Annotated in this window: 23 protein-coding genes; 13 read left to right on the forward strand and 10 right to left on the reverse strand. The window is 61.5% G+C overall.

What is annotated here, in order from left to right; genetic code table 11:
* Positions 1-99 precede the first annotated feature (99 nt).
* The gene (gene psbC / locus TX72_RS03295) at positions 100-1,488 is read right to left on the reverse strand and encodes a photosystem II reaction center protein CP43 (RefSeq protein ID WP_011127543.1); all 1,389 of its coding nucleotides are present in this window, start codon (positions 1,486-1,488) and stop codon (positions 100-102) included.
* Positions 1,472-2,527, reverse strand: coding sequence for a photosystem II reaction center subunit D2 (gene psbD, locus TX72_RS03300; RefSeq protein ID WP_011127544.1), 1,056 nt, complete (start codon positions 2,525-2,527; stop codon positions 1,472-1,474). The genes psbC and psbD overlap by 17 nt, the downstream gene beginning before the upstream one ends.
* A 189-nt stretch (positions 2,528-2,716) precedes the next feature.
* On the opposite strand from psbD, the gene TX72_RS03305 reads away from it, so the two are divergent.
* On the forward strand, positions 2,717-3,253 hold the full coding sequence (locus tag TX72_RS03305) for a photosystem I assembly protein Ycf4 (protein WP_042503100.1): 537 nt from the start codon (positions 2,717-2,719) through the stop codon (positions 3,251-3,253).
* A gap of 4 nt (positions 3,254-3,257) precedes the next feature.
* Positions 3,258-3,929 carry a peptidylprolyl isomerase gene (locus TX72_RS03310; RefSeq protein WP_011127546.1) on the forward strand — a complete coding sequence of 224 codons (672 nt, stop codon included), beginning with the start codon at positions 3,258-3,260 and terminating at the stop codon, positions 3,927-3,929.
* Between the two features lie 2 nt (positions 3,930-3,931).
* On the opposite strand, the gene ilvN is transcribed toward TX72_RS03310, so the two are convergent.
* Positions 3,932-4,462: an acetolactate synthase small subunit gene (gene ilvN / locus TX72_RS03315; protein ID WP_011127547.1), complete on the reverse strand. Its 531-nt coding sequence runs from the start codon at positions 4,460-4,462 to the stop codon at positions 3,932-3,934.
* A 25-nt stretch (positions 4,463-4,487) separates the two neighbouring features.
* On the reverse strand, positions 4,488-5,399 hold the full coding sequence (locus tag TX72_RS03320; protein WP_011127548.1) for an alpha/beta fold hydrolase: 912 nt from the start codon (positions 5,397-5,399) through the stop codon (positions 4,488-4,490).
* Here TX72_RS03320 and TX72_RS03325 point away from each other — a divergent pair.
* Genes TX72_RS03325 through TX72_RS03345 form a run of 5 tightly spaced genes read left to right on the forward strand, consistent with a single transcriptional unit; the run spans position 5,389 to position 8,779 of the window.
* The gene (locus tag TX72_RS03325; protein ID WP_011127549.1) at positions 5,389-6,564 is read left to right on the forward strand and encodes a N2,N2-dimethylguanosine tRNA methyltransferase; all 1,176 of its coding nucleotides are present in this window, start codon (positions 5,389-5,391) and stop codon (positions 6,562-6,564) included. The genes TX72_RS03320 and TX72_RS03325 overlap by 11 nt on opposite strands.
* A 16-nt stretch (positions 6,565-6,580) precedes the next feature.
* On the forward strand, positions 6,581-6,679 hold the full coding sequence (petM, locus tag TX72_RS03330) for a cytochrome b6-f complex subunit PetM (RefSeq protein WP_011127550.1): 99 nt from the start codon (positions 6,581-6,583) through the stop codon (positions 6,677-6,679).
* A gap of 54 nt (positions 6,680-6,733) precedes the next feature.
* Positions 6,734-7,696 carry an NAD(P)H-binding protein gene (locus tag TX72_RS03335; protein WP_011127551.1) on the forward strand — a complete coding sequence of 321 codons (963 nt, stop codon included), beginning with the start codon at positions 6,734-6,736 and terminating at the stop codon, positions 7,694-7,696.
* Between the two features lie 55 nt (positions 7,697-7,751).
* A complete protein-coding gene (locus TX72_RS03340) occupies positions 7,752-7,967 on the forward strand; it encodes a DUF8669 family protein (protein ID WP_042503106.1) in 216 nt (71 codons plus the stop codon).
* Positions 7,967-8,779 (forward strand): methyltransferase domain-containing protein, encoded by an 813-nt coding sequence (locus tag TX72_RS03345; RefSeq protein WP_011127552.1) that lies wholly within the window; start codon positions 7,967-7,969, stop codon positions 8,777-8,779. The genes TX72_RS03340 and TX72_RS03345 overlap by 1 nt, the downstream gene beginning before the upstream one ends.
* On the opposite strand, the gene TX72_RS03350 is transcribed toward TX72_RS03345, so the two are convergent.
* On the reverse strand, positions 8,721-9,374 hold the full coding sequence (locus TX72_RS03350; RefSeq protein WP_173358485.1) for a pseudouridine synthase: 654 nt from the start codon (positions 9,372-9,374) through the stop codon (positions 8,721-8,723). The two genes, TX72_RS03345 and TX72_RS03350, sit on opposite strands and share 59 nt — an antisense overlap.
* Positions 9,375-9,565: 191 nt before the next feature.
* Between TX72_RS03350 and infA the strand changes: the two genes are divergently transcribed.
* Positions 9,566-9,835, forward strand: a complete 270-nt coding sequence (infA, locus tag TX72_RS03355) for a translation initiation factor IF-1 (RefSeq protein ID WP_006041809.1) — start codon at positions 9,566-9,568, stop codon at positions 9,833-9,835.
* On the opposite strand, the gene trxB is transcribed toward infA, so the two are convergent.
* The 3 genes from trxB to TX72_RS03370 all read right to left on the reverse strand — a co-directional run bounded on the left by trxB (position 9,832) and on the right by TX72_RS03370 (position 13,075).
* Entirely contained in the window at positions 9,832-11,205 is a 1,374-nt protein-coding gene (trxB, locus tag TX72_RS03360) for a thioredoxin-disulfide reductase (protein ID WP_011127554.1), read from the reverse strand. The two genes, infA and trxB, sit on opposite strands and share 4 nt — an antisense overlap.
* A 124-nt stretch (positions 11,206-11,329) precedes the next feature.
* The gene (locus TX72_RS03365; protein ID WP_011127555.1) at positions 11,330-11,578 is read right to left on the reverse strand and encodes a DUF8673 family protein; all 249 of its coding nucleotides are present in this window, start codon (positions 11,576-11,578) and stop codon (positions 11,330-11,332) included.
* A 96-nt stretch (positions 11,579-11,674) separates the two neighbouring features.
* Entirely contained in the window at positions 11,675-13,075 is a 1,401-nt protein-coding gene (locus TX72_RS03370; RefSeq protein WP_225867731.1) for a DEAD/DEAH box helicase family protein, read from the reverse strand.
* Positions 13,076-13,219: 144 nt separating this feature from the next.
* On the opposite strand from TX72_RS03370, the gene TX72_RS14360 reads away from it, so the two are divergent.
* Positions 13,220-13,396: a hypothetical protein gene (locus TX72_RS14360; protein WP_011127557.1), complete on the forward strand. Its 177-nt coding sequence runs from the start codon at positions 13,220-13,222 to the stop codon at positions 13,394-13,396.
* Between the two features lie 2 nt (positions 13,397-13,398).
* On the opposite strand, the gene TX72_RS03375 is transcribed toward TX72_RS14360, so the two are convergent.
* Positions 13,399-13,977: a hypothetical protein gene (locus tag TX72_RS03375; protein WP_042504189.1), complete on the reverse strand. Its 579-nt coding sequence runs from the start codon at positions 13,975-13,977 to the stop codon at positions 13,399-13,401.
* A 125-nt stretch (positions 13,978-14,102) separates the two neighbouring features.
* Here TX72_RS03375 and TX72_RS03380 point away from each other — a divergent pair, with 125 nt between their 5' ends.
* The 4 genes from TX72_RS03380 to TX72_RS03395 are packed head-to-tail and all read left to right on the forward strand — an operon-like array spanning position 14,103 to position 18,086.
* A complete protein-coding gene (locus TX72_RS03380) occupies positions 14,103-15,242 on the forward strand; it encodes a Re/Si-specific NAD(P)(+) transhydrogenase subunit alpha (RefSeq protein ID WP_011127559.1) in 1,140 nt (379 codons plus the stop codon).
* The gene (locus TX72_RS03385) at positions 15,242-15,538 is read left to right on the forward strand and encodes an NAD(P) transhydrogenase subunit alpha part 2 (RefSeq protein ID WP_011127560.1); all 297 of its coding nucleotides are present in this window, start codon (positions 15,242-15,244) and stop codon (positions 15,536-15,538) included. Before TX72_RS03380 ends, TX72_RS03385 begins: the two co-directional genes overlap by 1 nt.
* On the forward strand, positions 15,538-16,962 hold the full coding sequence (locus TX72_RS03390) for an NAD(P)(+) transhydrogenase (Re/Si-specific) subunit beta (protein ID WP_011127561.1): 1,425 nt from the start codon (positions 15,538-15,540) through the stop codon (positions 16,960-16,962). Before TX72_RS03385 ends, TX72_RS03390 begins: the two co-directional genes overlap by 1 nt.
* On the forward strand, positions 16,959-18,086 hold the full coding sequence (locus tag TX72_RS03395; RefSeq protein WP_011127562.1) for a YheT family hydrolase: 1,128 nt from the start codon (positions 16,959-16,961) through the stop codon (positions 18,084-18,086). Before TX72_RS03390 ends, TX72_RS03395 begins: the two co-directional genes overlap by 4 nt.
* Positions 18,087-18,109: 23 nt before the next feature.
* Here the strand turns inward: TX72_RS03395 and TX72_RS03400 are convergent, their stop codons facing one another.
* On the reverse strand, positions 18,110-19,105 hold the full coding sequence (locus TX72_RS03400; RefSeq protein ID WP_148228760.1) for a fatty acid desaturase: 996 nt from the start codon (positions 19,103-19,105) through the stop codon (positions 18,110-18,112).
* Positions 19,106-19,314: the final 209 nt, after the last annotated feature.

Raw genomic sequence — 19,314 nt, forward strand, 5'->3', positions numbered from 1 at the left:
CGCATGCATTTCGCAATGATTTCGTGAATGTTTCGTGCCAAATAAAAACCCCCGCCCGTAGACGAGGGTGAATGATGATCGTTGGATTGAATCAGTTGATCAGTCGAGGTCGGGCATGCCGAGCACAGGCTCAGCTTTGCGGTCGATGCCTTTCTCAAAGCCAGCAGCAGCTGCGCGGGCGCGGCCGGCGTGCCAGAGGTGACCAACCAGGAAGAAGAAGGCAAGCACGAACTGCGTTGCACCCAGCCACTGGCGGAGGTTCACGTAGTTCACCGAGTTGGGCTCGGTGATGATGCCGCCCACGGAGTTGATCGAGGCGTTGGGAGCGTGGGTCATGTACTCAGCCGCACGGCGCACTTGCCAGGGCTGAATGTCGTTCTGCAGCTTGTCGAGGCTCAGGCCGTTGGGGCCACGCAGGGGCTCCAGCCAAGGACCACGGAAGTCCCAGAAACGCATGGTTTCACCACCGAAGATGATTTCACCGGTTGGTGAACGCATCAGGTACTTACCAAGGCCGGTGGGGCCCATGGCGGAACCGATGTTGGCGCCGAGGCGCTGGTCACGCACCAGGAAGGTGAAGCTCTGAGCCTGGGATGCCTCAGCGTTGGTGGGGCCCCAGAACTCGGAGGGATAGGCGGTGTTGTTGAACCAGATGTAGGCCGAGGCGATGAAGCTCATGAAGCTCAGAGCGCCGAGGCTGTAGCTCAGGTAGGCCTCACCGTTCCAGATGAAGGCGCGACGCACCCAGCCGAAGGGCTTGGTGATGGCGTGCCAGATGCCACCGAAGATCAGGGTCAGACCCAGCCAGATGTGGCCACCGATGATGTCCTCCATGGAGTTCACACCGATGATCCAGCCTTCGCCGCCGAATGGGGCGCGAGTTAGATAACCGAAGATCACGCCCGGATCGAGAGTCGGGTTGGTGATCATGCGGACGTCACCGCCGCCGGGGGCCCAGGTGTCGTAGACGCCACCGAAGAACATGGCCTTGAAGACCAGCAGCAGGCAGCCGACGCCCAGAAGGATCAAGTGATAACCGATGATGTTGGTCATCTGGTTCTTGTCGCGCCAGTCCTGGGAGAAGAAGGAAGAGTAGTTCTCCAGAATCTCAGGACCGCGCAGAGCATGGTACAGACCGCCCAGGCCGAGAACGGCAGAGCTGATCAGGTGCAGAACACCGACCACGAAGAAGGGGAAGAGATCAGTGACCTCACCGCCGGGGCCCACGCCGTAGCCAAGGGTGGCGACGTGGGGCATGCAGATGAAGCCCTGTTCGTACATGGGTTTGTCGAAGGTGAAGTGACTCACCTCGAACAGCATCATGGCGCCGGCCCAGAACACCATCAGGCCAGCGTGCGCCACGTGGGCGCCGAGCAGACGGCCAGACAGGTTGATCAGACGAGCGTTGCCAGACCACCAGGCGTAGCCGGTGGAGTCGAGGTCTTTGCCGCCAGTGGCGCCAAGACCGGGATTAGAGAGCGTTACCACGGGGCAGAACCTCTTCAGGGAAGACGAAGTTTTCGTGCGGCTGGTCAGCCGGTGCCATCCAGGCACGCAGACCTTCATTCAGAAGGATGTTCTTGGTGTAGAAGGTCTCGAATTCGGGATCTTCTGCAGCGCGGATTTCCTGCGACACGAAGTCGTAGGCGCGCAGGTTGAGGGCCAAGCCGATGATGCCAATGGAGCTGGTCCACAGACCCATCACAGGCACGAACAGCATGAAGAAGTGCAGCCAGCGCTTGTTGGAGAAGGCGATCCCGAAGATCTGACTCCAGAAGCGGTTGGCGGTGACCATGGAATAGGTCTCTTCTTCCTGAGTGGGCTCAAACGCCTTGAAGGTGTTGGCCTGCTCACCGTCCTCAAACAAGGTGTTTTCCACGGTGGCGCCGTGAATGGCGCAGAGCAGTGCACCGCCGAGGATGCCGGCGACGCCCATCATGTGGAATGGGTTCAGGGTCCAGTTGTGGAAGCCCTGGAGGAAGAGGAGGAAGCGGAAGATCGCAGCCACACCGAAGGAGGGCGCGAAGAACCAGCTGCTCTGGCCGAGGGGGTACATCAGGAAGACGCTGACGAACACCGCGATCGGACCGGAGAAGGCGATGGCGTTGTACGGGCGGATGCCGACCAGACGAGCGATTTCGAACTGACGCAGCATGAAGCCGATCAGTGCGAAGGCGCCGTGCAGGGCCACGAAGGCCCAGAGGCCGCCGAGCTGGCACCAGCGAACGAAGTCGCCCTGGGCTTCAGGGCCCCAGAGCAGCAGCAGGCTGTGACCCATCGCATCAGCGGGGGTGGAGACAGCAGCGGTGAGGAAGTTGCAACCTTCCAGGTACGAGGAGGCAATGCCGTGTGTGTACCAAGAGGTGACAAAGGTGGTGCCTGTGAGCCAGCCACCGATGGCCAGGTAGGCCGTGGGGAAAAGGAGGATGCCGGACCAGCCGACAAAAACGAAGCGGTCGCGCTTGAGCCAGTCATCGAGGATGTCGAACCATCCCCGCTGAGGCGCGCGTCCTACAGCGATCGTCATGAGTGGAGAACGGTGCGGAAAACCGCAGGCTGTGGGATACGTCAGCGACCTTAACAATCTCAGCCGGTGTCGCGGGGGCTGTTTGCATCAGCTGAAATCCCTTGTATCGCATTGTTTCTTAGGGATTTCTTCGGGTTGCCCGGAGCGGCGTCATCTGCATTCACAATGGGCACCTCATTTGGGTCTCCCATGTCCGCAGAAGTGCTCGAGCAGCCGGTGCTCGGCTCCAGGCGTTTGTCGAATTACTTGGTAGCCGCTGCCGTCAGCATCGGCGGCATCGGTTTCCTCCTGGCCTCCCTCTCCAGCTATCTCGGGCGAGACCTGCTGCCCCTCGGTCATCCCGCGGCGCTGATCTTTGTCCCCCAGGGTCTGGTGATGGGGCTCTACAGCATTGCTGCCGCGTTGCTGGCTACCTACCTCTGGTACGTGATCGCTGTAGACGTCGGCGGCGGCAGCAACCGCTTCGACAAGGCCGCCGGGGTTGTCACCGTCAGCCGTCGCGGCTTTCGCAAGCCGGTTCTGGTGGAGATCCCTCTCAAGGATGTGAAGGCCGTGAAGGTGGAGGTGCGCGATGGCTTCAATGCGCGGCGCCGGGTGGCCTTACGCATCCAGGGCCGGCGTGACATGCCCCTCACCCGTGTGGGTGAGCCACTGCCCCTGGCGCAGCTGGAGCAGGACGGTGCTGAACTGGCGCGCTTTCTCGGCGTCAACCTCGAAGGTCTTTGAACCCATGCGTCGTTTCGTTCTCTGGTCCCTGCTGTTGCTCTTGCCCCTGATGGTGAGCTGCAGCCCCTCCCCCCGCGCTGAGGTGGCTCGCGGTTGTGCAGATGCGGAAGCCGCCTGCCTGCAAGGGAAGGCCACCGTGTTCATGAGCACCAGTCGTGGTGACATCACCATCGAAGTGGATGGCGATGCCGCACCTCTGACGGCTGGCAACTTTGTTGATTTAGTGCGTCGCGGCACCTACGATGGCACGATGTTTCACCGTGTGGTTCGCGAGCCTGTTCCCTTCGTGGTTCAGGGCGGTGACCCGCAGTCGAGCGATCGTTCCGTTCCCCTCAGCCAGCTGGGAACCGGCAGCTTTGTAGATCCCGCCAACGGTGTGGCCCGAATGATTCCGCTTGAGCTGAGCTTCGACGGTGAGGACGCACCGCGCTATAGCCGCGTCAGCAGCAACCCCAGCGAACTCCAGGATCTGGTGTTGACCCATGAGCGTGGAGCCGTGGCCATGGCCCGCTCCCAGGCGCCTGATTCCGCCAGTGCGCAGTTCTATATCGCCCTGCGTCCCCTGCCTGAGCTGGATGGTCGTTATGCCGTCTTCGGTCGGGTGGTGAAAGGGCTGGACTTGGTGGACACGATCGAACAAGGGGATCGCATCCAAACCGCCCGTCTGAGCGACTGAGCTCAGGCCGGAACTCTGTTTTCACTGGGGGATACCTTAAGCAGCTCGGTGTTCACGCCGGACGCCCGTTCCAGCGCCACCTTGCCGGTGCGGGCGATTTCAAGAATGCCAAACGGCGCCATCAGCCGTTCCAGGGCCACCAGCTTCCCAGGGTCCCCCACCACTTCCAGGGTCAGGGCTTCATCGGCCACATCCACCACCTTGGCCCTGAACACCTGCACAAGGTCAAACACCGCACTGCGGGTTTCTGCGGGGGCTGAGACCTTCAGCAGCATCAGTTCCCGCTCAACGGCGGGTCGCTGGGTCAGGTCGAGCACTTGAAGCACGTTCACCAACTTGTCCAGCTGTTTGGTCATCTGCTGGAGGGTCTGGTCATCCCCCTCCACCACCATCGTGAGACGTGACTGGCGGTCGGCCTCTGCAGGCCCTACAGCCAGGCTGTCGATGTTGAAGCCGCGGCGGGCGAACAGTCCGGCGATCCGACTGAGGGCGCCGGATTCGTCCTCCACCAGCACCGAAAGGGTGTGTTTCATCGCTGCTGGTCGTTCCCGGCCTGTCTCACACTCCCAAGTTACGGTCCAGCCAGGGCAGGACCAAGGCAACGAACTGATCCGGCCGTTCGTCATGGGGACAGTGGCCGCAGGCATCGATCACCTGCAGTTCGGTATGAGGCCGGCAGGCGTGGATCTGTCGGGTCACGCTCAGGGGCACAAACCGATCCTGCTGTCCCCAGATCAACAGCAGTGGACAGTGCAGCTGTTTCAGCAGGCCGGGGGCGGTTGCCCCTCGTGGTCGCAGGGCCATGCCCAGGCTCATCGCCCGCAGGGCTCGAGCGGCCGTGGGACGTCGCGCCGGTCGGGCAATCAGCTGCAGCAGCTCCTGGTCTGATGCGATCGATTGGTGATAAGCACCCTGGAGTCCTGATCTGATCAGGCCTGTGCGGGCGATCAGGGGCACCAGCAGCTCCAGGGGCAGCAGCCTAAGAACCACTCTCAACAGACGCCGCCGCCAGCGGCGTTGCCAGGGTGGTCGCCGTGGCGGGATCGGTTGGATTAGAGCCGGGTCTGGCAGCGGTGCGGCAACCACTGCGCGAATCTGCTCCGGCTTCAGCACAGCGGCCGTCAGAGCCGTGAGGGCCCCCAGGGAATTGCCTAGCAGGACTGCAGGGCGCTGCACCACCTGCTCAACAAAGGCGTTCACCTGCTGTCCCCAGACGCGATTGTCCAGGGGAATCGCTGGCTGGTCCGAGGCCCCGAAGCCCAGCAGGTCGAGGCTGAACACGCGCCAGCCCTGGCTGGCAAGGCGCGGAGCGGTGTGGCGCCAGTGGCCGCTGGCAGCTCCGAAACCATGAAGCAGGACGATGGCCGGATCGTTGTCTTGGCCAAGGACCCTCCAGTGGCAGGACCAGCCCCGCCATCGCCAGATGGCCTGGTCACCCCAGTCGGCAGTCTGGTGAGCAGTGGCGGTCAAAGCTCTGGTCGATCCGGGTCCTCACTATCGCGAGGGGGCGGCTGAGCTGCTGCTGGGGGATGGCTTCTTCCGCCGCGACTCCCGGCTGGCCAGGGATTGTTCTGTGCTGCTGGCCTGGCATCAGGCCAGCACAACAACCTGTAAGTACCCCCTCCAGTGGCTGGATCTGATGGCGGGCTGCGGCATACGGGGGCTGCGTTGGGGACTGGAGGCAGCTGGGGCTCAATCGATGCCACCGGAGATCGTTGTGAACGATGCCGATGGCGATCGATGGCCCCTGCTGGAGCACAACCTCAAGCCATTGGCAGGGGCCACCTGCAGCAGTATTCCCGCCGAGACGTTGCTGTGTCAGGCCCAGCTCGAGGGGCGACGGTTTGACCTGATTGATCTGGATGCCTTCGGACATCCCGGTGCTCTGATCCAGCCAGCCCTGCAGGTCCTCGCCCCGGACGGAATTCTTGTGCTGGCAAGCACCGATGGTCGTTCTCCTACCGGCCATGACCGCCCCGGCGCGATCCGCAGCTTCGGAGCAGCGGCTCGGGCCCATCCCGCCAGCTGGGAGCTAGCCCTGCGTCAACAGCTGGGGTTGCTGGCACGACAGGCCTGGTTGCTCGGCCGCGGACTCCAGCCGTTGATGAGCTTCAGCGATGGCCGCACCTTCCGTCTGGCGGTTCGCCTGAAACGCCTTTTGCAACCAGACGAGGAAGCGACGCTGGGCTTGCTGGCCCGCTGCGGGACCTGTGGTGCCCAGCAAAGCCAGCCGCTGTTGCGTCTGCGTAACTGGTCGGTCTGTCACTGCCCACCGGAGCAGGGGCGCTGGGCCATCAGCGGGCCGCTCTGGCTGGGTCCGTTGCAGCAGGTCGACCTGCTCGAGGAGCTGATGGCCAGTCCCGTGCCGGTGGCCTCAGCCACGCGGCGGTTGTTGCAGCGGCTCCAGGCCGACCCGGGAGGTTTGGGCCATGTTTGGGCCACCGCCGAGCTGGCACGGCGCTGTGGATCCGGCCCGCCACCACTGCAGCAACTGGTGGATGCCCTATGCACCCAGGGATATCAGGCCTGGCCCAGTGGGGTGATGGCTGGTCAGGTGCGCACCGATGCCGATCTTCCCGAGCTGTTACAGATCTGCTCCAACCTTCGTGGGGAAGGGCCTTTAATAGGTCCTTGAGCAACCACACAACAGCATGGCTTCGGAGATTTTCGGCACGGCCGCCATTTTCTGGGTGCTGATCCCCGTGGGTCTGGCGGGTGGCGCACTGTTGTTGAAGCTGCAGGGGGACTGATCCCCCTTTGTCACCCGAGCCACCTAGGCTCCACGATTTCTAAGCGAGGGCCCCATGCAGGTTCTGGTGTTGGGTGGCACGGGCACCCTTGGACGACAGATTGCCCGCCGTGCCCTTGATGCTGGACACGATGTCCGCTGCATGGTCCGCACCCCAAGAAAGGCGTCGTTTTTGCAGGAATGGGGTTGCGAGCTCACACGTGGTGACCTGCTGGAGCCAGACAGCCTCGATTACGCCCTGGATGGTGTGGACGCGGTGATCGATGCGTCCACCAGTCGTCCCACCGATCCCCACAGCGTCTACGAGACGGACTGGGACGGAAAGCTCAATCTGCTGCGGGCCTGCGAGCGCGCTGAGGTCAAACGGTTTGTCTTTGTGTCGCTGCTCGGAGCTCACGGACATCGCTCGGTGCCGTTGATGGACATCAAGGCCTGCACCGAGAACCTGTTGGAGTCGTCTGATTTCGACTACACGATTCTGCAGGGTGCTGCCTTCATGCAGGGGGTGATCAGTCAGTTCGCGATCCCAGTGCTGGAGAGTCAGACGGTGTGGGTGAGCGGCAGCCCCACGGCAATTGCGTACATGAACTCCCAGGACATGGCCCGGTTCGCCGTTGCGGCCCTCGAGCGCCAGGAGACCATTCGCGGCACCTATCCGGTCGTGGGTTTGAAGGCATGGAACACCGGCGAGTTGGTGCAGCTGTGTGAGCGCTGCAGCGGCAAAACGGCCCGCGTGTTCCGGGTTCAGCCGGTGTTGATCAAGCTGATGCAGGGCATTGCATCGTTCTTTGAACCGGCCGTGAATGTGGCTGAGCGTCTTGCCTTCGCGGAGGTGACGGGCGGCGGCCAGGCGTTGGATGCACAGATGGAGAACAGCTACGCCGCCTTCGGTCTGGAGCCCTCAGAGACCACCGAGATGGAGAGTTACATCAGCGAGTACTACGACACGATTCTCAAGCGACTTCGCGAGATGGAGGCTGATCTGGACAAGGACGCCAGGAAAAAGCTGCCGTTCTGAGCAACCTTGCTCTATGTTAGTTCTTTTGTACTGATAAGGGGTCCGGGCTGGTTCGATGGCAGTTGCTCAGTTGAAGAATTTGAAGCGCCGGCTGCAGTTGCTTTCCGATGAAGCGGAGCAGGGGTTAACTCGCTCTTGTGGTCATGAGTTGTGGAAGAGCGTTGGCCCCGATGCGATCGATGGGCTGGAGGACCCCGCCCGTCGCGCGGAGGCCAACTACTGGTATGGCCAGTGGAACGTTGTGCGGGAGCTTCAGGAGGCCTTCGGCTGATGGCGGAGTCCTGCTGCCCGTCCCCAGAACCACTGGATCAGTCCGACGCCGTGGATGCCCGGTACGGCGCCGCTGCCCTTGAGCGTGAGGCCTGCCTGTGCACGCCGGTGGGTTTTGACCCAGCACTGCTTCAGGTGATTCCGGATGCGGTGGTGGAACGTGACTACGGCTGCGGCGATCCCACCCGCTGGGTCCGTCCGGGTGATCGGGTGCTGGATCTTGGAAGTGGCAGCGGCAAAAATGCCTTCATCTGCTCCCAGGTCGTCGGAGCTGATGGGGCTGTGCTGGGGGTGGACCGCAATCCCGACATGTTGACCCTTTCCCGTCAGGCGGCACCGGTGGTGGCCGAGGCCATCGGTTATGGCAATGTCCGTTTCGTCGAAGGCGCCATTGAGGCGCTGGACGAGCAGGGCGACGGTGCTGAACCGCTGGTGCCGGACGCCAGCATCGACGTGGTTCTCAGCAACTGCGTCCTCAATCTGGTGAATCCCTCGTCCCGCCAGCGGCTCCTGGCCAACATCCGGCGTGTGCTGGCCCCGGGCGGTCGCGTGGCGATCAGCGACATCGTCTGCGATCAACCGGTGCCGATGCATCTCCAGCAAGACCCAGAGTTGTGGAGCGGCTGCATCAGCGGCGCCTGGCAGGAAGACGACTTTCTGAAGGACTTCCGTGCGCTCGGTCTGGAGCAGGTGACGTTCGCCGATCGCAGTGAGCAGCCCTGGCGAACGCTGGAGGGCATTGAATTCCGAGCGGTCACCCTCGTCGGTCAGCTCCCCGGCCAGCACTCCGTGGTCGGGGCACCCTGCTGCTGAGCAGACGGTTCAGGCGCTCCTGCTCAGCGTTGGTCACCGACCGCCAACGCCCTGCCGGTAGATCGTTCAGATCTAACGCTTTCCCGCCGTCCATCAGGTCGATCCGGCACCGAACGAGCCTCAGGGTTGGAAGCCCCACCGCGGCGGTCATCCGGCGCACCTGGCGGTTGCGCCCCTCCCGCAGGGACAGCTCAAGCCAACTGGTGGGAATCGTGGCGCGTACCCGAATCGGAGGGTCCCGTTCTGGGAGCAACGGAATGTCCTCGCCCTGCAGCCAGCGCGCCCGTGCCGGCAGGGTCCGCTGGTGTTGGATCTCAATTCCCTCCCGCAGTTTCTGCAACTGCGGGTCGTCCGGGTGACCTTCCACCTGAACCCAATAGCTGCGCCAGTGCCCGCAACGCGGATCGGTCAGCCGTTGCTGCAGGCGACCCTGATCGCTCAGCAGCAGCAATCCCTCGCTGTCGGCATCCAGCCGACCTGCGGCGTAGACGCCAGGAACATTGATGAATTCAGCCAGGCATCGCCAGCGACTTGCCGTTTCAGGGGTGAACTGACTGAGGACCCCGTAGGGCTTGTTGAACAGCAGGGTGGTCAACCGGCGTTTTCGCGAGCCCTCCACAGGTTGACAACGCCAATGGAGATCAGCAGAAGTCCCAGGTCCATGGTGATCGGAGGCAGCAGCACGGCAGGACAAGCGTGAGCCGCGGAGCCTAGAAGCATTAGGGGCAGAAGCGTGCCCGAGGGCGCCCTTTTAGGATGATCTGACTACTGGAAAGACACCGGCGCATGATCGAAACCTCGGGCGTGATCGAGAAGGAACAGGGAAACGGGTTCTATCTGGTCACCCTTGAGCAGCCAGCCGGTCACCAATGCCTGTGTCGGGCCGCAGGAAAACTCACCAAGTTCCGCATCAAGCTGCTTGCGGGTGACAAGGTGCTGGTGGAGATCAGTCCCTATGACCTGACCCGTGGTCGGATCACCTATCGGGAACGGAATGCTGGTGCCCCCGGTGGACGGCCGGGTGGCAACCGTCCAGGGGGACCGCGTCGTCGTTAGGCCGCCAGCGATTCAATCGCGGCCTTGAATTCGCTGCGTGGCTTGACGCCGCGCCACTGCTTCACCATCTCCTTGTTGTGGAACAGCTGCACGGTCGGGGTTCCGCTGACACCGGCCTGTTCGGCAATGGCCTGATCCGCTTCGATGTCGATCACCACAGCCTGGGCGTGGCCATCAAGCTCGTTGATCACACGCTGAAGCTGCGGCTTGAGCACATGGCACGGACCACAGGTCGGTGAGGTGTAAACCACGAGCAGCGGCTTGTCACTGTCGTGATAGAGCTTGCGAAGCGCGAAGCTGCCCTTTTGCCACAGCCCCTGGGGGTCGTAGCTCTCCTCGGTGGTCACGGCCACATTCACCGGTTGTTCCGCTTTGGCCGGGTCCACGGATGCCCTGGGAACGCGGGTCGCCAGGTTGTGGTGGGTGAGCCAGCGCTCCGCAGCCAGAGCCGCCTTGCAGCCGCTGCCGGCGGCGGTGATGCCTTGCCTCCATTCGGCGTCGGCGACGTCACCTGCTGAAAAGACGCCGTCCACTGAGGTTTCCGGGCGTCCTGAGGCTGTCAACAGGTACCCCTTCCCATCCAGATCGATCTGGTCTTTCAGCAGATCGGTGTTGGGGGTGTGTCCAATGGCATAAAACAGGCCTCGCACCGCAAGAGCTCGGGTCTCGCTGGTGACTCGGTCCCGCAGGGTGAGGGACTCCATCCACGTCCCCCCGGCTACATCCTCGATCTCACTGTTCCAGTGCACCGTGATGGCTGGGTTGGCCATCACGCGATCGGCCATGGCAGCGCTGGCTCGGAATTGGTCGGAGCGCACGATCAGATGAACATGGCTGCCGTACTTGGTGAGATAAACAGCTTCTTCGCAGGCGGAATCACCGCCACCAACCACGGCAAGTTCTTCATTGCGGAACTGTGGAGTGGCCCCATCGCAGATCGCGCAGGCGCTGATGCCACTGCTCCAGTAGCGATCCTCTGAGGGCAGGCCAAGCCGGTTAGCGCTGGCTCCTGTGGCAATCACGACAGCATGGGCCTGGATCGTCTGTCCCTCCGCTTCGATGCGGAAGGGACGCTGGCTCAGGTCAATCCGGTCTGCATCCGCCTCGATCAGATGGGTGCCCCAGCGCACGGCCTGGGCTTTCATCAGATCCATCAGATCAGGGCCCAGGATTCCATCGGGGAAACCTGGAAAATTCTCAACGTGGGTGGTGGTCATCAACTGGCCACCTGGGATGCCTCCTCGCTGGAACCCGGTGATCAGAAGGGGCTGCAGGTTCGCCCGTGCGGCGTAGATGGCTGCTGTGTAACCAGCGGGACCTGACCCAAGAATGACGATGTTTTCAATGTGCCCGGAAGCATCAACGGACATTCGCTAAGGCGGAATGACTATGAGTTGAGTCTACGGAAGGCTGAGTGCAACTCGGGGGCTGAACTGGACAGCAGGTTCAAAAGCGCCCAATACAAACATTAATAACGGTAATTTAATGAATTCTTTAGATTTCAAGTCGATGATCGCTTGACAGTTCGTCGCGCATCATTCCGCGTTTGCTTGGATTGCGGGGAACGGCCAGAACATTGGCTTCAAGCATGGCTTCGTCTTCGCCCATGCAGGTGATCCATTCACGGAATTCTTCCGTTACCGCATAACTGTCTTCATAACGCTCATCCTTGTCCAGCACAGCGATCCGGGTTGAGGCCCAACATGTCGCAACGCTGACTCGACGTTCCATTGCAGCGTCCATGGTTGCCCCCTAACGAAGAACAGAATGAAGGATCAAGGTCCCCGTTCGGGGCTTGATTTCGCAGAAGTTCGCATTTTTCTCTGCAGAAAGATGTCGTCAACGCTGCAAAAAAGACGGCAGTTGCGGCGTTTTCAGGCGGATCATGGCTCCTGCTCCGTCGTTGACCGCCTCCAGCGGCAGGCTGGGACCTCGTCCATGACCAGGGAAACCGCTCAGGGGGGCCTGGTCGCTGTCCTGCGAGGTCAGTACGTAGGGCTCGGCGACGGACCAGGAGCGGGCATAGCCCATCAGCAAAGGATCCGCAGGGGCCACCACATACGAAGGGTTGCGGGGAATCGGCTCCTGTTCCGCCAGCTCAGGAGTCATGCGCACGGCTCGGGTGATGCCCTGCAGGAAGCGGCTGCGGGTGACCACCGTCGTCAGATAGGCCACCACCCTGAGGCGGGGGGCATCAAATCCCTCAGCGCACATGTCGATGCTCACCAGCCAATCCGCTGCACCGGCCTGGAAGCCATCAAGCCGCGCCGCGGCCTCTGGGTCCTGGGAATGGACCAGGTCCACCCTGTCGCCATCGTCCTCCAGCAGGGTGGCGATGGCTGAGGCGTGTTCGATGTCGCGGGCGATCACCAGTCCAGCGGCATTCGGCTGCTGCTGTCGAACCCTGGCGAGTCGTCGCTGGGCCTGAAGAATCACCTGCTGACCGATGCAGCTGCTGTCGGCCAGTCGGATGGCGCGACGCAGATTGCGGGCGCGCCAGCTCTCGCGCTGCTCCTGGGAGAGCGGGGACACATCGCGATCAGGACGGGCCTCCTGGCTGTGCTCCACCCAGCCGTCCTGAAAGTGGAATTCCAGAGGGCGCACATCTCCCGCGGCGATCAGTTCCCGCGGTTCCACGCAGAGATCAGGCTGAATCTGTTCCACCAGTTCGCCGTTCTGGATTGTTCGAATGCGGCGCGCGGCGCAGAAGCCGAGGTTGTCAGCGCGGAACGGTGTCCCCGTCAACCCCAGTCGCAGTCGACACTGTGATGTCTGTTCCTCAAAGGTCTGGCTCCAGGCCGCTGCTCCGGGCTCCTCGGGATCCAAACCGAGGTGGTGGGCTTCATCGGCGATGGCAATCAGGGTTGATGCGGGCCAGGGGTCGAGCGCTGTCGCAAGCTGCTGGGGCTGTCGACTAGCGGATTGATAGGTGAGCAGCAGACCATCCGCTTGGCTCAGCGTCTTCTGCTCGCAAGGCCAGCTGACCAGCTCCAGGCCCACCCGTGCGGCGGACCGTTGCCATTGCTCCAGGATCGACGTGCGGTGGCAGAACACCAGGAAGTGCTGCAGCAGTTGTTCCTGACGCATGCTGCGAAAGGCCAGCAGCGCGCCAAGGGTCTTGCCGGCACCCGGTCCGGCGGAAACAAGGACGTCCTTTTCACCGGTCGCTTTACCATCCAGACGACGACGCAACAGTTGAATTAGCTGGGTTTGCCACTGCCTGGGTTGGATCGCGGACACGGATCCAGACGACCCAACGTCAAAGCTGTAAGGAGAGATGGTGTGCAGGGGCAAAGATGAGTCTTTTTAACCATTTCGAACCACGTCGGCATCTCTAGCTTCCGGCCATCAGCGTCTGTTCCGGATCACCAGCCGTCTCCTGTTATGGCCAAGGGCCGCCAATCACCTGAATCTCTCGAGCAGCTGCGCCGGCAGCTCGATCAGTGTTGGCAGGACGAATGTGACATCGACCATCTGATCCTGCGGGCCCGTCAGTTGCGTCGTTGGGGACGCTGGCGGCAGGCCCGCTGTCTGGAACAGGAAGTGTTGCCGATCGTCTGAACTCAGAGCGCTTCGGCGTGGTTAATCACTAGACGTTCCACTTCCATCAGGGCGTCTTCAGCAGCGGTGCGCGCCGCATCGAAATTCCCCTTGGCGGATTCGAGCAGTTGCTGGGCTAGGCGATCCAGCAGTTCCTGGCGCTTCTCATCAAGCATCGCCACGATTTCCGTTTCCACCAGGGTGCGCACGGCTTGGCTGCGCAGGTCATCTTCAGTGGCTTCAGCGAAGGTGCCCTGCACCAGTTCCTGGATGAACAGACGGTGCACTTCACTGCTGCGCAGGAAGCTTTCGGTCGCATTGATGATGCCGTCCACCAGGGTGCGATCCGGTTCCGACTCGCGCTCGTTGAGCTTGAACTCCCAGTCGAGATGTCGACGCTGCCATCCCGCTGCGTGCAGGCTCGGCATCACGCTTTGGGAGAAACTATCCACGGAGATCTCATAGATCCGCTCCGCCAGCCGCTCGCACCAGTCGCGTCCGTGTTCCTCAAGGGTGGATTGCATGGTCCGACGTTCCACGGAATGACCGCCGTGATGGCTGTGGCAGACGCCGTCGGGACACTCGATTGCGCTGAGACCCATGGGGAACACAAGATTCAACTCTCCAATAGCCAGGGTTTTTCAGCCACCCCTGCATTCTTCAGAAAAGTTCCGGGTCATCAGGAGGCGACCTTCTAATCTCAGGCCGGTCGGTGGTTGTCTTCGTCTTGCCCAGACTTCTAATACCGGTGGAGTCGACACCGGGAGAAACCCGAGTCGCGGCGACGCCCGATACGGTGAAGAAATTCCTGTCATTCGGCTGTGATGTTTCCGTCGAGCGCGGAGCCGGTACGACGTCGGGATACCTCGACCAGGCCTATGCCGATCAAGGTGCCCAGTTGATCGACCCCGGTGATGCAGCGGGGTGGTCCCAGGCCGACATCTTCCTTTGCGTGCAACCACCCTCCGCGGCCAGTCTGGCTCGTCTCCGGCAGGGCGCCCTGGTGGTGGGTTTGCTCTCTCCGTATGCCAATGAAGAGTTGACCGCGAGCCTCAAGCGCGGTGCTCTCTCGGCCATGGCTCTTGAGCTGCTGCCTCGCATCAGCCGCGCTCAGTCAGCGGATGCCCTGTCGTCTCAGGCCAACATCGCCGGGTACAAGTCGGTGCTGCTGGCCTCGGCTGCTCTCGACCGCTACTTCCCGATGCTGATGACGGCGGCTGGCACCGTTCAGCCCGCCAAGGTGGTCATCCTGGGGGCCGGGGTGGCTGGCCTGCAGGCCGTGGCCACAGCACGACGGCTGGGCGCTGTTGTTTACGTGAGCGATATCCGCCCAGCTGTGAAGGAGCAGGTGGAATCCCTCGGTGCACGGTTTATTGAGCCACCGAAACTCGAGGACAAACCTGCGGAATCAGGCGGTTACGCCAAGCAGGCCTCCGATGCCTTCCTGGCAGCGCAGCGCCAGCAGCTGTCCGATCAGCTCGCTGAAGCGGATGTGGCGATCTGCACGGCCCAGGTCCCCGGTCGCCGTGCTCCACGTTTGATCAGTGAGGACATGCTCGACCGCATGCGTCCCGGTGCGGTGGTGGTGGATCTGGCGGTGGCCCAGGGGGGCAACTGCGCTGACACTGTTCCAGGGCAGACCGTCGATCGCAACGGCGTGAAGTTGATCGGTGGCAACGACCTTCCCTGCACCGTGCCGAACCACGCCAGCGCTCTTTACGCGCGCAACCTGGTGGCACTGCTGGAGCCCACCCTTAAAGATGGAGACCTCAAACTCGACCTCGAGGATGAGTTGATTGCCGGTTGTTTGGTTGCCCAAGACGGCAACATCCTTCGCGGCGATGTCCTGACCCCTGGAGCCAGCTGATGTTCGTTGAATTCCTCTGGGTGCTGCTGCTCGGCAGCCTTCTCGGCCTTGAGCTCATCGGCAAGGTGCCTCCCACCCTGCACACCCCGTTAATGAGCGGTGCCAATGCCATTTCCGGTATCACGGTGCTGGCAGCCCTCACCTTGATCATCAAAGCGGGGGACAACTCGGTGCTGCTCGCGCTGGGTGCCGTGTCCCTGGGGTTCGCTCTGTTCAATGTGATCGGTGGCTTTCTGGTCACCGACCGGATGCTGGCCATGTTCAGCCGTAAGCCCGCCCGTAAGGAGAACCGCTGATGTCCGCTTCGCTCATCCTGAAATACGCGATCGAACTGGTTGCGGTTCTGTTGCTGGCCCTTGGTATCAAAGGTCTCTCCAAGGTGCGCTCGGCCCGTGGTGCCAATCAGCTGGCCGCCGTGGCCATGGCCCTGGCGGTGCTCGGTTTGCTGATCAATTACGCCGGCGATGGTGGTATCGCTGCGACGGCCTGGATCTGGATCATTGCTGGCACCCTCGCCGGCGGAATCCTCGGTGCCATCACAGCGCAACGGGTCCCGATGACCTCCATGCCGGAGACCGTCGCTCTGTTCAATGGCTGCGGCGGCATGTCCTCGCTGCTGGTGGCCCTCGGCGTGGCGCTGTTCCCTGAGGCCGGTGGTTCGGATCTTGTGGCGGTGGTGTCGATTGTCGTGTCGGTGTTCGTGGGTGCGATCACCTTCACCGGCTCGATCGTGGCAATGGCCAAGCTCCAGGGCTGGTTGTCCACACCCGCCTGGATGCAGAGCCGGCTGCGCCATGCCGTGAATATCGCCCTGGCGGTGCTGTCTCTCGTGGCAGCAGTCAAGTTGATTGCATCCGGTGAGGGTGCTCAAGGTCTGTGGTTGCTGGTGATCGGATCCGGTCTGCTCGGCATCGGCGTCACGCTGCCGATCGGTGGGGCCGATATGCCGGTGGTGATTTCACTGCTGAACAGTTATTCCGGGGTGGCAGCGGCGGCGGCGGGCTTCGTAGTGGGCAGCCAACTGCTGATCGTGGCGGGAGCCATGGTTGGAGCAGCCGGCTTGATCCTCACCCAGGTGATGTGTGACGGAATGAACCGTTCACTGGTGTCCGTTCTGTTTGGCGGTGCCCTTGGAGCGACATCCGGAGGCGGTGGTGGCGGTGGTGAGTACACCAACATCACCAGCTGCAGTGCTGAGGAATGTGCGCTCACCCTTGAGGCGGCGGAGCGGGTCATCATTGTTCCGGGCTACGGCCTGGCAGTCGCCCAGGCCCAGCACACCCTGCGGGAGGTGACTCGGGTGCTGGAAAGCGCTGGGATCGATGTGGCCTACGCCATTCACCCTGTGGCTGGCCGGATGCCAGGACACATGAACGTGCTGCTGGCGGAGGCCGATGTGCCCTATGAGCAGCTCAAGGAAATGGATCAGATCAATCCTGAGTTCCCCGCCACCGATGTGGTGCTGGTGCTGGGAGCCAACGATGTGGTCAACCCCCAGGCCAAGAACGATTCCAGTTCCCCGCTCTATGGCATGCCTGTGCTCGATGTTCAGGAGGCTCGTACCGTGTTTGTGGTGAAGCGCGGCATGAGTGCTGGCTACTCCGGCATCAAGAACGACCTGTTTGAGCTGGCGAACACGTCGATGGTGTTTGGTGATGCCAAGAAGGTGCTTGGCGATCTGCTGACGGAACTCAAGGATCTCGGACTGGGCAAGAAGTGATTCCACTGGGCGCTGACAACCCCCAGCTGCTTCAGCAGCTGGGGGTTGAGTTGTTTCAGCAGCGTCTTCCCTGGATCGGTGGCGACCTGCAGACCTTGCGGGACACGCTCAGGCCGGTGGGCTTGCCGGTTGATCAGGGGGAGCCCGTTCGAATTCCAGTTCCGGCCCTGGCGAGTGGTGCCGCCAAACCGGGTGAGCTGATGGCCTACCTGGATCGTCCTCGCTTGAGCGTTGATGCTGCCGCAGCACAAGCGCCAAAAGCGTTGGTGGTGGTGTTGCACGGTCTGGGGGGCTCCAGCCGCCGGGAAGGTTTGCGCCGGTTGACCCTCAGCCTGCAAGGGGCCGGATTTGCTGTGTTGCGATTGAATCTGCGCGGCGCTGACCCTGGCCGGCACTTGGCCGGTGGCACCTACGCCGCTGCCTGCAACAGCGATCTGTTGCCTGTGCTCAAGCGGGCTCGCCAAATTGCCGCGACGTTGGCGCTTGAGGTTGGTCTGCCTCAGCCGTTGCCTCTCCTGGGTGCCGGGATCTCTCTGGGGGGAACGATGTTGCTGAATGCCTGTCTGGATCAAAGCGGCGCTCTGGATGCGCTGTTTTGTGCCAGCAGTCCCCTGGACCTGGCCGCCTGCAGTGCATCGATCGAACGGCCGCGCAATCGGATTTACCAACGCTGGCTCCTGCAGCGACTGGTTCGTCAGACCCTTGCTGATCCCTTCGGCGTGACCCCGGCTGAGGAACAACAGCTTCAGGATCATCCACCACGGTCGATTCGTGCCTTTGATGCAGCGGTCACAGCGCCACGCTGGGGCTTTGCATCGGTGGTAGAATATTATGAGAGTGCGTCACCTCTGCCGCGTTTGCTGTCGTCGTGGCAGGTCTTACCGCCGACGTTGTTGCTGCAAGCCCTTGATGATCCCTGGGTCCCAGCGACGTCAGCTGTACAGCTGCAATCGTCGATGGCTGAACATCATTCCTCTGGCTCAGATCAACATCTGAAGACTGTGCTGACAGCCCGTGGAGGTCACAATGGTTTTCATGGCCCGGGTGACACGCTCAGCAACGGTTGCTGGTCTGACCGATTGGCATGTGCCTGGTTCAACAATGTCCGAACCAGGCAATCTTGAGAAAGAGTGCTCAGTGAAGTTATTTAGTAATAGAAGGCTCGATCCGAGGGGTTTTGATACACAGCACCGCCACAGGCTGTAGCGACACGCCACAGGGCACGGTGAATTGGTGTTGAGTCGTAGCGCACAAGATCTGGAAAGCGTTGCCTCAATATGACTGTTCCCCGCCAGGCGTTGTAGTGAGGAATGGCAGAATTAATGTGATGGCAAACGTGGGTTGAACCAATGCCGTGGTGTAAAAAGTTCAGCACAGGACCGTAGGGACGATCAACGGTTTGAAGTGCACCTTTAGCCCAATCCCATGTTTCATTCGAGAAATGAGGGATGTTGCGGTCTGTATGTTGAAGCCAGGTGTAAGAGGTGAGCCAGATATTGATCACGATGTAGGGCAATCCATATAGGCAGGCAATACGAGCGAACGAGAAGTGAATGGAAGCCCCAATCAGAAGGGTCATCATTGCGATCAAACCGAGGTTCGAACGCACCATGTATTTGCGGAACGAACTAGGGAATAGGGCACGTTTGCCGTTTCTGAATGGTGCATCGTTCCAGAAGTGTGAGGTGGGGAAGCCATAATCTTCTCCACCCGTGGCACCAAGGAACAGGTAAAGCTGCCAGCCAATGATCAAATGGTTGAACAGAGAAATCAGGCCAAACAGTCTTGTGTTGAGCTTTCGTTTCAGCTTTTCTGTTGCTTGCCCTTGAGGAGAGCTTTCACGGGGTGGAACATGGGTTTCACCCCCTTCAAGATGATTGCAATGGGCGTGGTGAACGGCATGGCTACGAGCCCAGCTGTAATAGGGAACCAGTAGCGCGCTGTGCAGAACAAATCCCACCACCCCTTCAACTCGCCTGTTGGGATGAAAGGCGTTGTGGCCACATTCGTGGGCCAGCACCCAGCAGCCCATGGCGATGGTTCCCGTAACGGCTCCGTAGAGGATCCAGAGCGGAAGAGCTGCAAGCGTGAGCGGAATGCTTGTGCCGACGCAAACGGCTGCAATCGAGAGGCTGGCGGACATGACCAGACTTCCCCAAGCTTTGTAGGGATTGAACTTGGTCAGCTCGGCCGGTAGCGCATTCAGCAGCTCAGCTTTGCCTGGATAAATCGTTGAACGACCAGCTTCTGAAACGTGGGGTAGTTGTCGCGTTCGTGGTGGGGTTGTCAGTGTCAAACGAGAGGTAGCGGTAGGGCGACGAACGCTGTATTTAGAATTCCTTAATACTCTAG

It is taken from the genome of Parasynechococcus marenigrum WH 8102 (assembly GCF_000195975.1).
In the GTDB taxonomy this organism is placed as follows: domain Bacteria; phylum Cyanobacteriota; class Cyanobacteriia; order PCC-6307; family Cyanobiaceae; genus Parasynechococcus; species Parasynechococcus marisnigri.

What these genes read in the sequence shown, in the direction of transcription:
- psbD (WP_011127544.1), bottom strand. Translation starts at nt 2,527, where the DNA reads ATGACGATCGCTGTAGGACGCGCGCCTCAGCGGGGATGGTTCGACATC.
- TX72_RS03305 (WP_042503100.1), top strand. Translation starts at nt 2,717, where the DNA reads ATGTCCGCAGAAGTGCTCGAGCAGCCGGTGCTCGGCTCCAGGCGTTTG.
- TX72_RS03310 (WP_011127546.1), top strand. Translation starts at nt 3,258, where the DNA reads ATGCGTCGTTTCGTTCTCTGGTCCCTGCTGTTGCTCTTGCCCCTGATG.
- ilvN (WP_011127547.1), bottom strand. Translation starts at nt 4,462, where the DNA reads ATGAAACACACCCTTTCGGTGCTGGTGGAGGACGAATCCGGCGCCCTC.
- petM (WP_011127550.1), top strand. Translation starts at nt 6,581, where the DNA reads ATGGCTTCGGAGATTTTCGGCACGGCCGCCATTTTCTGGGTGCTGATC.
- TX72_RS03335 (WP_011127551.1), top strand. Translation starts at nt 6,734, where the DNA reads ATGCAGGTTCTGGTGTTGGGTGGCACGGGCACCCTTGGACGACAGATT.
- TX72_RS03340 (WP_042503106.1), top strand. Translation starts at nt 7,752, where the DNA reads ATGGCAGTTGCTCAGTTGAAGAATTTGAAGCGCCGGCTGCAGTTGCTT.
- TX72_RS03345 (WP_011127552.1), top strand. Translation starts at nt 7,967, where the DNA reads ATGGCGGAGTCCTGCTGCCCGTCCCCAGAACCACTGGATCAGTCCGAC.
- infA (WP_006041809.1), top strand. Translation starts at nt 9,566, where the DNA reads ATGATCGAAACCTCGGGCGTGATCGAGAAGGAACAGGGAAACGGGTTC.
- trxB (WP_011127554.1), bottom strand. Translation starts at nt 11,205, where the DNA reads ATGTCCGTTGATGCTTCCGGGCACATTGAAAACATCGTCATTCTTGGG.
- TX72_RS03365 (WP_011127555.1), bottom strand. Translation starts at nt 11,578, where the DNA reads ATGGACGCTGCAATGGAACGTCGAGTCAGCGTTGCGACATGTTGGGCC.
- TX72_RS14360 (WP_011127557.1), top strand. Translation starts at nt 13,220, where the DNA reads ATGGCCAAGGGCCGCCAATCACCTGAATCTCTCGAGCAGCTGCGCCGG.
- TX72_RS03375 (WP_042504189.1), bottom strand. Translation starts at nt 13,977, where the DNA reads ATGGGTCTCAGCGCAATCGAGTGTCCCGACGGCGTCTGCCACAGCCAT.
- TX72_RS03385 (WP_011127560.1), top strand. Translation starts at nt 15,242, where the DNA reads ATGTTCGTTGAATTCCTCTGGGTGCTGCTGCTCGGCAGCCTTCTCGGC.
- TX72_RS03390 (WP_011127561.1), top strand. Translation starts at nt 15,538, where the DNA reads ATGTCCGCTTCGCTCATCCTGAAATACGCGATCGAACTGGTTGCGGTT.
- TX72_RS03400 (WP_148228760.1), bottom strand. Translation starts at nt 19,105, where the DNA reads ATGTCCGCCAGCCTCTCGATTGCAGCCGTTTGCGTCGGCACAAGCATT.